The 11,885-nt window shown below is 47.1% G+C and carries 14 protein-coding genes; 6 read left to right on the plus strand and 8 right to left on the minus strand.

All coding sequences use genetic code 11. From position 1 onward, the window contains the following. Window positions 1-100 precede the first annotated feature (100 nt). From metE to iscX, 3 genes are all read right to left on the minus strand, one after another. Window positions 101-2,377, minus strand: a complete 2,277-nt coding sequence (metE, locus tag HMPREF3052_RS04940) for a 5-methyltetrahydropteroyltriglutamate--homocysteine S-methyltransferase (protein WP_070748900.1) — start codon at window positions 2,375-2,377, stop codon at window positions 101-103. A gap of 89 nt (window positions 2,378-2,466) precedes the next feature. Beyond that, entirely contained in the window at window positions 2,467-3,348 is an 882-nt protein-coding gene (gene metF, locus HMPREF3052_RS04945; protein WP_003682095.1) for a methylenetetrahydrofolate reductase, read from the minus strand. Window positions 3,349-3,520: 172 nt separating this feature from the next. Next, the gene (gene iscX, locus HMPREF3052_RS04950; RefSeq protein ID WP_070748902.1) at window positions 3,521-3,718 is read right to left on the minus strand and encodes a Fe-S cluster assembly protein IscX; all 198 of its coding nucleotides are present in this window, start codon (window positions 3,716-3,718) and stop codon (window positions 3,521-3,523) included. 299 nt (window positions 3,719-4,017) lie between these two features. Here iscX and HMPREF3052_RS04955 point away from each other — a divergent pair, with 299 nt between their 5' ends. Continuing rightward, window positions 4,018-4,635 (plus strand): hypothetical protein, encoded by a 618-nt coding sequence (locus tag HMPREF3052_RS04955; protein WP_070748904.1) that lies wholly within the window; start codon window positions 4,018-4,020, stop codon window positions 4,633-4,635. A 76-nt stretch (window positions 4,636-4,711) separates the two neighbouring features. Here HMPREF3052_RS04955 and fdx read toward each other — a convergent pair whose 3' ends face one another. From fdx to hscA, 4 genes are all read right to left on the minus strand, one after another. After that, the gene (gene fdx, locus HMPREF3052_RS04960; protein WP_003686005.1) at window positions 4,712-5,053 is read right to left on the minus strand and encodes an ISC system 2Fe-2S type ferredoxin; all 342 of its coding nucleotides are present in this window, start codon (window positions 5,051-5,053) and stop codon (window positions 4,712-4,714) included. A gap of 93 nt (window positions 5,054-5,146) precedes the next feature. Continuing rightward, window positions 5,147-5,509, minus strand: a complete 363-nt coding sequence (locus tag HMPREF3052_RS04965) for a TIGR02328 family protein (RefSeq protein ID WP_049328582.1) — start codon at window positions 5,507-5,509, stop codon at window positions 5,147-5,149. Next, complete coding sequence (locus HMPREF3052_RS04970; protein ID WP_070748906.1) at window positions 5,506-6,135, minus strand: GIY-YIG nuclease family protein; 630 nt, start codon at window positions 6,133-6,135, stop codon at window positions 5,506-5,508. Before HMPREF3052_RS04970 ends, HMPREF3052_RS04965 begins: the two co-directional genes overlap by 4 nt. Window positions 6,136-6,217: 82 nt before the next feature. Further along, on the minus strand, window positions 6,218-8,077 hold the full coding sequence (gene hscA, locus HMPREF3052_RS04975; RefSeq protein ID WP_070748908.1) for a Fe-S protein assembly chaperone HscA: 1,860 nt from the start codon (window positions 8,075-8,077) through the stop codon (window positions 6,218-6,220). Between the two features lie 245 nt (window positions 8,078-8,322). Here hscA and rpsF point away from each other — a divergent pair, with 245 nt between their 5' ends. From rpsF to mltB, 5 genes are all read left to right on the plus strand, one after another. Continuing rightward, window positions 8,323-8,694, plus strand: a complete 372-nt coding sequence (gene rpsF / locus HMPREF3052_RS04980; protein ID WP_003686150.1) for a 30S ribosomal protein S6 — start codon at window positions 8,323-8,325, stop codon at window positions 8,692-8,694. Then, complete coding sequence (gene priB, locus HMPREF3052_RS04985; protein WP_210399506.1) at window positions 8,691-8,993, plus strand: primosomal replication protein N; 303 nt, start codon at window positions 8,691-8,693, stop codon at window positions 8,991-8,993. Before rpsF ends, priB begins: the two co-directional genes overlap by 4 nt. Window positions 8,994-8,999: 6 nt before the next feature. Continuing rightward, window positions 9,000-9,230, plus strand: coding sequence for a 30S ribosomal protein S18 (rpsR, locus tag HMPREF3052_RS04990; RefSeq protein ID WP_003678863.1), 231 nt, complete (start codon window positions 9,000-9,002; stop codon window positions 9,228-9,230). Between the two features lie 16 nt (window positions 9,231-9,246). Next, window positions 9,247-9,699 carry a 50S ribosomal protein L9 gene (rplI, locus tag HMPREF3052_RS04995; RefSeq protein ID WP_003678862.1) on the plus strand — a complete coding sequence of 151 codons (453 nt, stop codon included), beginning with the start codon at window positions 9,247-9,249 and terminating at the stop codon, window positions 9,697-9,699. 208 nt (window positions 9,700-9,907) lie between these two features. Then, window positions 9,908-10,987 carry a lytic murein transglycosylase B gene (mltB, locus tag HMPREF3052_RS05000; protein WP_070748912.1) on the plus strand — a complete coding sequence of 360 codons (1,080 nt, stop codon included), beginning with the start codon at window positions 9,908-9,910 and terminating at the stop codon, window positions 10,985-10,987. Window positions 10,988-11,047: 60 nt separating this feature from the next. Here mltB and HMPREF3052_RS05005 read toward each other — a convergent pair whose 3' ends face one another. Next, window positions 11,048-11,761 carry an aldose epimerase family protein gene (locus HMPREF3052_RS05005; RefSeq protein WP_070748914.1) on the minus strand — a complete coding sequence of 238 codons (714 nt, stop codon included), beginning with the start codon at window positions 11,759-11,761 and terminating at the stop codon, window positions 11,048-11,050. Window positions 11,762-11,885: the final 124 nt, after the last annotated feature.

The following is an 11,885-nucleotide window of genomic DNA, read 5'->3' on the forward strand; positions in this document are numbered from 1 at the left end:
TACTGTAAACAACGCTACTAGTTTCTACACGCTGGTCTAAATATCGATAAAGAAAAAAGGCCGTCTGAAAATTTTCAGACGGCCTTTCATCTAACTCACATTATTTAGCCAGTTCGGCACGCAGTTTGTGGGTTACGTTCATCATCACTTGGAGTTGTTCCAGAGTTTCTTTCCAGCCACGTGTTTTCAGGCCGCAGTCTGGGTTAACCCACAGACGTTCAACCGGTACAACCTCGATGGCTTTGCGCAACAGATGCTCAACTTCAGCTTCAGTCGGTACGCGTGGGCTGTGGATGTCGTAAACGCCCGGGCCGATGTCGTTCGGATATTTGAACTCGCCGAACGCAGTCAAGAGCTCCATGTCGGAACGTGAAGTTTCGATGGTGATGACGTCAGCGTCCATAGCGGCGATGGCTGGCAGGATGTCGTTGAACTCAGAGTAGCACATATGAGTGTGGATTTGAGTGCTGTCTTCGCAACCGGTAGAAGACAGGCGGAAAGATTCACCGGCCCAGTTCAGGTAGGCATCCCAATCGGCACGTTTCAAAGGCAGACCTTCGCGGATGGCAGGTTCGTCGATTTGGATGACTTTGATGCCTGCTTTTTCCAGATCCAATACTTCGTCGTTCAGAGCCAGTGCGATTTGTTTGCACACAGTAGAGCGAGGAATATCGTTGCGGACGAAAGACCATTGCAGAATGGTTACAGGGCCGGTCAACATGCCTTTCATCGGGCGTTTGGTCAGGCTTTGTGCGTAAGTAGACCAAGCCACGGTCATGGCTTCAGGACGGCTTACGTCACCGAAGATGATAGGTGGTTTAACGCAGCGTGAGCCGTAGCTTTGTACCCAGCCGTATTGGGTGAATGCAAAACCGCTCAACAGTTCGCCGAAGTATTCAACCATGTCGTTACGCTCGGCTTCGCCGTGTACCAGTACGTCCAAGTCCAGTTTTTCTTGCTCTTCAACCACCAAGGCGATTTCTTTTTTCATCGCGGCTTCGTAATCGGCGGCAGACAGTTCGCCTTTTTTGAAGGCTGCGCGTGCTTGGCGGATTTCGGTAGTTTGTGGGAAAGAACCGATGTTGGTAGTCGGCAGCAGAGGCAGGTTCAACCATGCTTGTTGCGCTTTGATACGGTCGGCAAATGGAGATTTGCGTTGGTCTGCGTTGGCAGGCAAATCGGCAAGGCGTTTAGCAACGTCTGCACGGTGGATTTCGCTGCTGTTGGCACGGGAGTCGGCAGCTGCTTGGCTGGCGGCCAGTTCTTCGGCAACAGAATCACGACCTTCGTTCAATGCGGCTTTCAGAACGCGCAATTCTTGGGTTTTTTGCAGGGTGAATGCCAACCAAGAGTACAGGTCAGGTTTGTTGGCTTTCAGTTTTTCTTCAACTGACAAGTCAAATGGAGTGTGCAGCAGAGAGCAAGAGCTGGAGATCCACAAACGGTCGCCCAGTTTGGCTTGCAGAGGCTCAACAGTTTCCAAAACTTTGTTTAGGTTGGCGCGCCAAATATTGCGGCCGTCGATAACGCCGGCAGACAGAACTTTGTCGTAGTCGGCAAATGCGTCCAGTTGCTCAGGAGCGCGTACCAAGTCGATGTGCAAGCCGTCAACAGGCAGGGATTTCAACAAAGCAGCGTGTTCGGCAACAGAACCGAAGTAAGTGCTCAACAGGATTTTGGCGCTTACTTTGCTCAAAGTAGCGTAAACGTCTTTGTATGCTTCTACCCATTCTTTAGGCAGGTCAACAGTCAAAGCTGGCTCGTCGATTTGAATCCACTCGGCACCGGCTTCAACCAAAGCAGTCAGGATTTCAACGTAAACAGGCAACAGTTTAGGCAACAGGCTCAGACGGTCGAATTCAACCGCGCCTTTTTCTTTACCTACCCACAGGAAAGTCAACGGACCAACAACGGTCGGTTTGGCTTTCAGACCCAAAGCTTGGGCTTCTTGCAGTTGTTGAACGTAGTGTTTGGCGTTGGCTTTGAATTCGGTATCGGCGTGGAATTCAGGCACCAAGTAGTGGTAGTTGGTGTCGAACCATTTGGTCATTTCGATAGCGAATTGGTCTTTGTTACCACGGGCCAGTTGGAAGAATTGTTCCAAAGACAGATTTTGGCTGTCGAAGCCGAAACGGGCAGGGATGGCACCGGTGGCAACTTGCAGGTCGAGGATGTGGTCGTAGAAAGTGAAATCGCCTGCAGCAACGAAATCGGCGTTAGCCGCAGCTTGGTGTTTCCAGTTTTTCTCGCGCAAGTCTTTAGCAACAGCCAGCAATTCTTGCTCGCTGATTTCTTTGCGCCAGTATTTTTCTTGTGCGAATTTCAATTCGCGGAAGGCACCGACGCGCGGGAAGCCTGAAAAATGCAATGTTGTCATGTTAACTCTCCTAGTTGGAATTTTTAATCAGGCCGGTATGGCCTGAATGTTCGATATTGTAAATCAGAATGGGGAGGCCGTCTGTTTTATTAACGGGGACGTACACCCAAAATATGGCAGATGGCGTAAGTCAGTTCGCTGCGGTTGAGGGTGTAGAAGTGGAAGTCTTTGACACCTTCGCGAGAGAGGACTTTGACCATGTCGATGGCGATGCTGGCGGCAACAAGGTTGCGCGTGCCTTGGTCGTCATCCAAACCTTCGTACATTTTAGACAGCCAGCTTGGGATTTTGACGTTGGTCACTTGGGCCATTTTGGCCAATTGTTTGAAATTGGTTACAGGCAGGATGCCGGGAACGATTTCAACGTCAATGCCCATCATCACGCAACGGTCGCGGAAGCGCAGATAGCTTTCCACGTCAAAGAAGAATTGGGTAATAACGTGGTTTGCACCCGCATCAATTTTGCGTTTCAGATTTATTAAGTCGGCTTGTGCGGATTTGGCTTCCGGGTGCACCTCTGGATAGGCCGCTACGGAAATATCAAAGTCGGCCACGGAGCGCAACAGTTTGACCAAATCTTCGGCATAGAAAGGTTTTTTCTCGTAACCGGGCGGCTCGTCGCCACGCAGGGCAACGATGCGGCGGATACCGCTGTCCCAATAATCTTTGGCAATTTGACGCAACTCGTCAGGGCTGGCATCGATACCGGTCAAGTGAGGGGCGGCTTCAAGGCCGGTTTCTTGTTTGATGCGTTTAACGATGCTGTGAGTGCGGTCGCGCTCGCCTGAGTTTGCACCGTAAGTTACGGAAACAAATTTCGGGTGCAAGGTTTGTAGGCGATGGATAGAATCCCACAGCATGGTTTCCATTTGTTCGTTTTTCGGCGGGAAAAATTCGAATGAAACGTTGATGTCGCCTTTCAAATCGGAAAGGCTGTGATTTAATGCGTTAATTTCTCTAGCGTGATTCATGCTTATGCACCTTCTGCATATCTTTTATTTGTTGTCAGACTGCATAATAAATTTGAGGTCAGTATGAGTCAATTTCGAAATTTTCCGAAATTGTATGAATAGATTTAATAAAGACCTCAGGCTGTCTGAAAAAACAGCCTAAGGTCTTGTTTGATAGGAAGGGGAAGAAAGCTTATTCTGCTTCATCTATCCATGCTTGTTGTACGGCTTCGAGAATGCGCTCGCCGCAACGCGCCGGATCATCGTCAAATTTAGGCAAAGCCATAATTAAATCACGCAGTTGGGTAAAGCGTACGGTTTTCGGATCGATGCTGTCGCCGTGTAAGTCGTAGAGTTCTTCGGCGATGCGTTGGGTATCTGTCCATTTCATGATGTGTTCCTTTATTGGGTTTGAGCTATTAGTAATTATTTTAATCAAGAAGAAGTCGGACTGCCAGATTGTTTTACGGAAGATTGGCAGATAAATGATGGCGCTATTTTTTAACAAAATAGCATAGTTGCGTTAAAATACGGCAAGACACTTAAAATTCACGGCAATCTGCCGTTTTATACTTTCTATTTCGTTTTGAATGATTTGGTTTCCATGCAAAATTTACATTTCGCTATGCAACCAAATTTTTTTGAATGGCTCTTAAGACAATCCATCGCTTAAAAATAAAAGGAAAAATGATGAATAACGCACTCAACGCCAAATTGTCCAAACTGATTTACGCGCTTGCTTCAGATGATTCAGAGTATCTGGCCAAAGCAGACGCATTTGACCGTTTGCTGTTGTTGGTTCGCGAATTTTATCGCCTGCTGGATGAAACAAAGGATTTGAAGCAGCTGGTGTTCCGTCTGTATTACGGCAAACACTATGGCTTAATTAAACTGGATGCCGCTTCACTTAATGACGATGCAGGCGCATTGAGGTTGAAGCGTTGGATGGTTTATTCGCGTATCGCAGAGCGTATCGAAAATTGCGGCAAACATTTGTCGGTCGTACTTGAAGATGCGGTGTTGGAAAATGGCGCGAACAAATCTCATTATATAGATGAAGCCAATGCCATTATCGAGCGTTTTGGTTTGGTAAGGGATGAGGCTGCGCTTTCGGCCATCGAGGCGGAGGAAACGTTGAAAACAGAGCAAGAGTTGCAGGCGACAAGCGAGCCTCAAAAATCCGCTCCTAAGCATAACGGCAATCTGCATCAAATCAGAATTCAAGAAAAAATCGAAAATTATTCTGCTACTCAGAAAGTGGCTATGCAGATTTCGCGTATGCGTTTTATTTTCCCTCATATCAAATAATTTGCTGCATAACCAAAAGGCCGTCTGAAAACCATGAATTTGTGGTTTCAGACGGCCTTTTTCATTAAGCCTTGTTCTAGTGGTCTTCACGCGCATGGTTGATCGTATATTTGGGGATTTCTACGACCAAATCTTCATCGGCAACGACCGCCTGACAGCTCAAACGTGAATCGGCTTCCAAGCCCCATGCTTGGTCGAGCAGGTCTTCTTCCAATTCGGTCGGCTCTTCCAGGCTGTCAAAACCTTTGCGGATAATCACGTGGCAGGTTGTGCAGGCGCATGATTTTTCGCAGGCATGATCAACTTCGATGTCGTGGTCGAGCAGTACGTCAAGGACGGTTTGGCCTTCCGGTGCGTCTTCGATAACCGCGCCTTCGGGGCATAATGTCGCGTGTGGGAGTACGGTAATTTTTGGCATTTTTATTGTCTCGGTTGTTTATAGAGTGGTTGTGGTTAAAGTGGTTTCAGACGGCCTTGGGTATTCAATATTCAGGCCGTCTGAAAAATGGGTTTATAACATGATGCCTTTATTTCTTAAATTTTTCAGACATTCGTCCAAGTAAGCATCATCATGTTCGGCATAAATCGGCGAAGTAGCTGTTTCAGCCGCGTGTGAATGGTATGGGACAACGGCTTTACCGCGATATAGCGGGTCTTTCCATAAAGCATCGGGTTTGTAACCGCGCCTTTCCATCTCTTCCATAATCAGTGCGTGATACAGATAGAGTTTGTAGGGCGAATGGGTAAAAACGTAATTAACCGTCGCATGCGGCCTGCCCCAGCCTGCTCCGCGTAAAGCGGCGCATTCACGGTGTTGCCCCAAAAGCTGGGCGCGGGGGAGTAGGGGGATAAGGGTTTGATGCCAGAGTCTCATTGTGATTTAAATAATTCTGAATAATCTTCGTAAGCTATCTTCAAATCCTTTTTTGAGTACGTAGTATAGATGTGAAGACCCTCTTCAATTTCAGTGGTTAGCTTTGTTCCACTTTTCCCAAAGTATTCGTCTTTATATAGACGGACTTTGGAATTTTTGGGTTTATATGCATTTTCTGAAGAGATGAGATTTCTTAATATGGAAGGATTTTGTTGGTGCTTTTCCTTAATAAAGGAGATAAATGCACTTCTGTTTACTTCAAAGATTTTTTCTTGATGATGTTCTTTGACAGTTTTTTCAAAACCTAACTCTGCTATTTCATTTTTAGGAAATACAATTTCGCCTCTTAATGAGAGAAAAAGCCTTTTTACAAGATTTTCATCAATTGCAAAAAGCTCAGTTTCTCCTATTTGGCTTTTGCCGAAAATTTCATGAAGTAAGGTTTCTTTTTCTTTATAGTTGTCGGTTTTAATGGCTAGAATGCGTTCTAATCCGGCAACGTTTGCGTAGCCGTTGTTTTCCAAATGGCGCATTCTAATTTCAAAATTATTTTCGTCAGTAATACCAATCTTATATACACCTTTGATGACGGTTTTCATCAGGTAGACAATACCTGCTTTTTCCATTGTTGTCCTTTATTTTTATTTCTGTGAGATGACATCTTTTCAGACGGCCTTTTATCAAAGGCCGTCTGAAATTGTTTAGGCATCAAATATTATCAACGCTTTGCCCTGTCAGTGCGCGTTGGATGTTGCGGTTCATGCGCTTGGCGGCGAAGTTGTCGGTGCTGTGGCTGAGTTTGGCGACGGCGGCGCGGATGTCTTCGGCTTTGCCGTCTTTCAGACGGCCTTGCAAGTCGACAATGTCTTGTTGAATCTGTTGCAATTCTTCGGCTTCCAATAAATCGCTATCCAATTCAAGAGCAGCGTTGACGGCATCGGTCAGGCTTTCGGCTTCGACTACGGCTTCGGCGCGTGCGCGTGCGGCCATGTCTTCTGCGGCGTTGCTCATGCTGTCTTTGAGCATTTGGGTGATGGTGCTGTCGTCCAAGCCGTAGGAAGGTTTGACTTCGATTTGCGCCTGTACGCCGGTGCTTTGTTCTTGTGCTGAAACGGACAGCAATCCGTCGGCATCAACTTGGAAGGTCACGCGGATACGCGCTGCGCCTGCGGCCATGGGCGGAATGCCGCGCAGGGTAAATTTGGCAAGGCTGCGGCAGTCGGAAACGAGTTCGCGCTCGCCTTGTACGACGTGTATCGTCATGGCGGTTTGACCGTCTTTGAAAGTGGTGAAGTCCTGCGCGCGTGCGGTAGGAATGGTAGAGTTGCGCGGGATAATTTTTTCGGCTAGACCACCGTAGGTTTCCAAACCGAGCGACAAAGGGGTAACGTCCAGCAGCAGCCATTCGCCGTCGGTTTTGTTGCCTGCAAGGACGTTTGCCTGTATGGCGGCACCGAGTGCGACCACTTCGTCAGGATTAAGGTTATTCAGCGGAGTTTGACCAAAGAATGTGGCAACTGCTTGTTGAACGTGCAACATGCGGGTAGAACCGCCAACCATAATCACGCCTTTGACATCCGCCTTGGTCACGCCGGCATCTTTCAAAGCCTGTTTGACTGGTTCGATGGTTTTTTGTACCAGATTTTGGGTCAGATTGTGAAACTCTTGGCGGGTAATGACGGTATGAACTTTATGGCCGTCTGAAAGTGTGGTTTCGATGACGGCTTCGGTTTGAGTGGTCAGTTTTTCTTTGGCGGTACGAACAAGGGAAAGCAGAAGCTGGCTGTCTTGTTCGTTGAGTTTGGAGAGGTCGTTTTGTTCGAGTAGGTAGCAGAACAAACGATGGTCGAAGTCATCACCACCCAATGCGCTGTTGCCGCCGGTGGCTTTCACTTCAAACAGGCCTTTGGTCAGTTGCAATACGGATACGTCGAATGTGCCACCGCCCAAGTCATAAACGACAAACGTGCCTTCTGAGGCGTTGTCCAGTCCGTAGGCAATCGCGGCGGCAGTCGGTTCGTTAAGGAGGCGCAAGACATTCAAGCCTGCCAAGCGCGCGGCATCTTTGGTGGCTTGCCGTTGGGCATCGTCGAAATAGGCGGGAACGGTAATGACGGCACCAACCAAATCACCGCCCAATGTTTCTTCGGCGCGCAATTTGAGGGCTTTGAGGATTTCTGCCGATACTTCGATAGGTGTTTTCGCACCTTGACGGGTGTTTAACTCGACTACGCGCTCATTGGGCGTGAACCGGTAGGGCAGGTATTGTGCCTCTTGTGCGAGGTCGGTAAGGGTGCGGCCGATCAGGCGTTTGGCGGAGCTGACTGTATTTAGCGGATCGGTTTTTTGGGCAGAAAGGGCGTTTTTGCCGACTTCAACTTCGCCATCTAAATAACGGACAACCGAAGGCAGGGTGGCGCGGCCGTCTGAATCGGGCAGGCAGACTGCGCTACCGCTGCGGACGGTGGCAACCAAGCTGTTGGTTGTACCTAAATCAATGCCTACGGCGAGGCGGTGTTGATGGGGGGCGGCGGACATGCCGGGTTCTGAAATCTGCAAAAGAGCCATGATTGTGTGCCTTCTGATGCTGTATTTATTAGGATGAGGCAGATTTTAGCAGATTTTTGGCAGATAGTTGAGTGGTTTGCTAGGAAATAACCATAAGGCCTAATGTTGTTTTTTAATTGAAAAGAAAGTGGATTTTGAATTCAGACTTGTATTCTTTAAGAAATGCGGATAAAATTCAGCCTCTTTTCCTTGCCTTTTACTTCGCATGGTGAAAGGCTGTTTTTAATCATCCATAAGGAGATAACATGCGTCATTACGAGATCGTGTTTATCGTTCATCCTGATCAAAGCGAGCAAGTGCCTGCTATGGTTGAACGTTACAAAACCATGATTACTGAAGCCAGCGGTAAAATCCACCGTTTGGAAGACTGGGGCCGTCGTCAATTGGCTTACCCAATCAATAAAATCCACAAAGCACACTATGTTTTGATGAATATCGAAACTACTCCTGAAGTGGTTGAAGAGCTGGAAACTGCTTTCCGCTTCAATGATGCCGTACTGCGTCACCTGACCATCAAAACAAAACACGCTGTAACTGAAGCTTCCCCAATGCTGGGCGGCGAAAAAGCAAAAAACTTGCTGAACGGTGCAGCTGAAGAAGTTGCAGCAGCCGAATAAGATTGAACAATCTGATTAAGCTTACCGCCCGTATCTTGCAGGTTCAGCCTTTGAGATATACGCCGGCAGGAATTCCTGTTTTAGATGTTGTGTTGCAACATGAGTCTTGGCAGGAAGAAAACGGACAGAAATGTCTGGTCAAATTTGAAATCCCTGCGCGGATTTTAGGTAAGCAGGCTGAGGAATGGCAGTATCGGCAAGATGTCATCATCGAGTCGGAAGGTTTTTTGGCGCAACGCAGCCAACGCTTCCCCAAGCCGGTACTACGCATACAGAACATTAAAGAATATAAAGGTTAAACGACAATGGCTCGTCAATCATTCAAACGTAGAAAATTCTGCCGCTTTACGGCTGAAAAAATCCAAGAAGTTGATTACAAACAAGTTGATTTGTTGAAAGACTTCATCTCTGAAAACGGCAAAATCATCCCTGCCCGCATTACTGGTACTAAAGCACACTACCAACGTCAGTTGGCTACTGCTGTGAAACGTGCCCGTTTCTTGGCTCTGTTGCCTTACACCGATCAACACAAATAATTTTGGAGTTTAAATCATGCAAATTATTCTGTTAGAAAAAATCGGCGGTCTGGGTAACTTGGGTGACATCGTTACCGTTAAAAACGGTTACGCACGCAACTTCCTGATCCCTGCCGGTAAAGCAAAACGTGCAACCGAAGCCAACATGAAAGAATTCGAAGCACGCCGCGCTGAATTGGAAGCCAAACAAGCTGAAATCTTGGCTGATGCTAAAGCACGTCAAGAAAAACTGGAAGGCCAAACCATTACTGTTGCTCAAAAAGCCGGTGTTGATGGTCGTCTGTTCGGTTCTGTTACCAATGCCGACATCGCTGAAGCGATTGTTGCTGCCGGTATCCAAGCTGCTAAAGCAAACGTACGTCTGCCTAACGGTCCTTTGAAAGCTGTTGGCGAATACGAAGTGGAAGTGGCTCTGCATACTGATGCTGTTGCTAAAATTACCGTTGCTGTTGTTGCAGCCGCTGAGTAATTGATTCATTCAAGGCCGTCTGAAAATCAAGGGTTTCCTTGGATTTCAGACGGCCTTGTCTATGTGCTTGAGCCGAAGCAAATTGGTGCCGAGTTTCTATATTTTTTGGCTGATTAAAAAGTATGGCAGTTGGCATAGAGAGATGATGTGTTGGACGAATATTCTTTCGTATTCGGATTTATCATAGTATTTAATAAAGAGATTATTTATGAATAAAATCAAAATCTTTGGGATGGGTCTGGCTGCTTTGGCTCTAGCTTCATGTAGTACCCCGCAAAAGCCTGCTGTTGATACGGCAAAACCGGTTGAGCCTGTTTCCTCTGCAAAACGCCCTGTATTTGATGCTGCCGCTGAATCTGTTGCCAGCAGCGGCTTTAATGAAAACGTCAACGTTCAGCAGTTTATCCAATATGAAGTAAAAAACCGCCGGTTCAGTGCGGAAGAGTTGCGTAATTTCTTTAATGGCGTGGTGTATAAAGGCAATATCATTACCATTATGTACCGTCCAAGCACTTCGCGTCCTTGGTATGAATTCCGCACCGGTAACTCTGGTGCAGCCAAATTTAATGGCGGCAGACAATTCTATGCGGCAAATCGTGCCGTAATCGATGATGTGGCACGCAAATACGGCGTACCTGCCGAATTGATTGTGGCGATTCTCGGTATTGAAACCAATTATGGTAAAAATACAGGCAGCTTCCGCGTTGCCGATGCCTTGAGTACATTGGCCTTTGATTATCCACGCCGTGCCGAGTTCTTCCAAAACGAGTTGAGCGAACTTTTGCTGATGGCAAAAGAAGAAAAAGAAAATATCTTTGACTTCAAAGGCAGCTATGCCGGTGCGATGGGTATGCCGCAATTTATGCCTTCAAGCTACCGTAAATGGGCGGTAGACTATGATGATGATGGTCATCGCGATATTTGGAATAATGTCGGCGATGTGGCGGCTTCTGTCGCCAATTATATGAAACAGCATGGCTGGCAGACCGGCGGTAAGATGGTTGTGCCGGTAAGTCTGACGATTACTCCGCACTTGCAGGCGATTATCGATGAGAAAACTGCTTTGACGCGCACTGTCGCAGATTTCAAAGCTTTGGGTGTGATGCCTCAAGCTGCTGTTGCAGATAATGAAAAGGCTGTATTGTATGCTTTGGAAACCAGTCCGGGCGTATTTGAATACTATTTGGGCCTGAATAACTTCTACACAGTATGGCAATACAACCACAGCCGCATGTATGTAACAGCGGTACGCGATATTGCGAATGCAATCAATAACAATGGCCTGTAAACCATAAGAAAACCACCCTTTTGGGTGGTTTTTAAGTATTTATGACTTTGACAGAACAATTTAAGCTATCAGTCTGATTTTCATGGCGTAACGTTTTTTGCTGTGCCCTGAAACAAATTGTCCGCCTCTTGCAGGAGATAAAAACGCATTGCCTTCTGCGGTTGGCTCTGCACAAGTATATTGGCCGTTTCGATCGCTCCAAAGGGCATACACAGGCAGATTGTGGGTGCGGATATCCAGTTTCAAGCCGTCAAATGCAACGTGTGCGTCCTGCTTGGAGGAAACAAATTCGGTATGGGAGATATAGTCGGCATCGTATGGCGCGCCGTTGAAATCAAATTGTGTGCCGGCGGCGGTAAAGTAGGGGTGGAATCCCGGGGATGTGCGGACGGGCGATTCGCCGTAATTGCAGACGGTTAGGATGGCGATGGCTTCATTTTCGTTAGGCAGGCTGTAATCGAGCAACCATTCGACGTGTTCATAGCCTTTTTCTGTACTGATTAATTTCAAGCCGATATCCGATTCATTTTGATGGCGGATTTCCCAGCCTGAAGTTCTGCCGAAACCATGTTGGGCCAGATGATTTTTGCTGTCCGGTCCGAGTTGGGGTAAGCAGACGTGCATGCCGCCGCGTAATTTTGTGTCATCGCCCACTTGAACGCTGGTTTTCGGAAATAAGACTTTCCGCCCTTTTAAAATCAGGGAATCAATGTATCCGCCCATTGTGTTAACTTGCATAGTGGCTGATTGGTTACGTAGTATAATTTCAGGCATAATGATTTTAGCTTTAACTTGGTTATTATTTGTGTAGCATTCTAACATTGCGATGACATGCTGTCGCTGTCGGCTTGATAGAAAATCCTTAATAAAAATCAAAAAAATGCTAGAATATATGCCA

The sequence above is a fragment of the Neisseria sp. HMSC056A03 genome (assembly GCF_001815685.1).
Lineage (GTDB): Bacteria > Pseudomonadota > Gammaproteobacteria > Burkholderiales > Neisseriaceae > Neisseria > Neisseria subflava.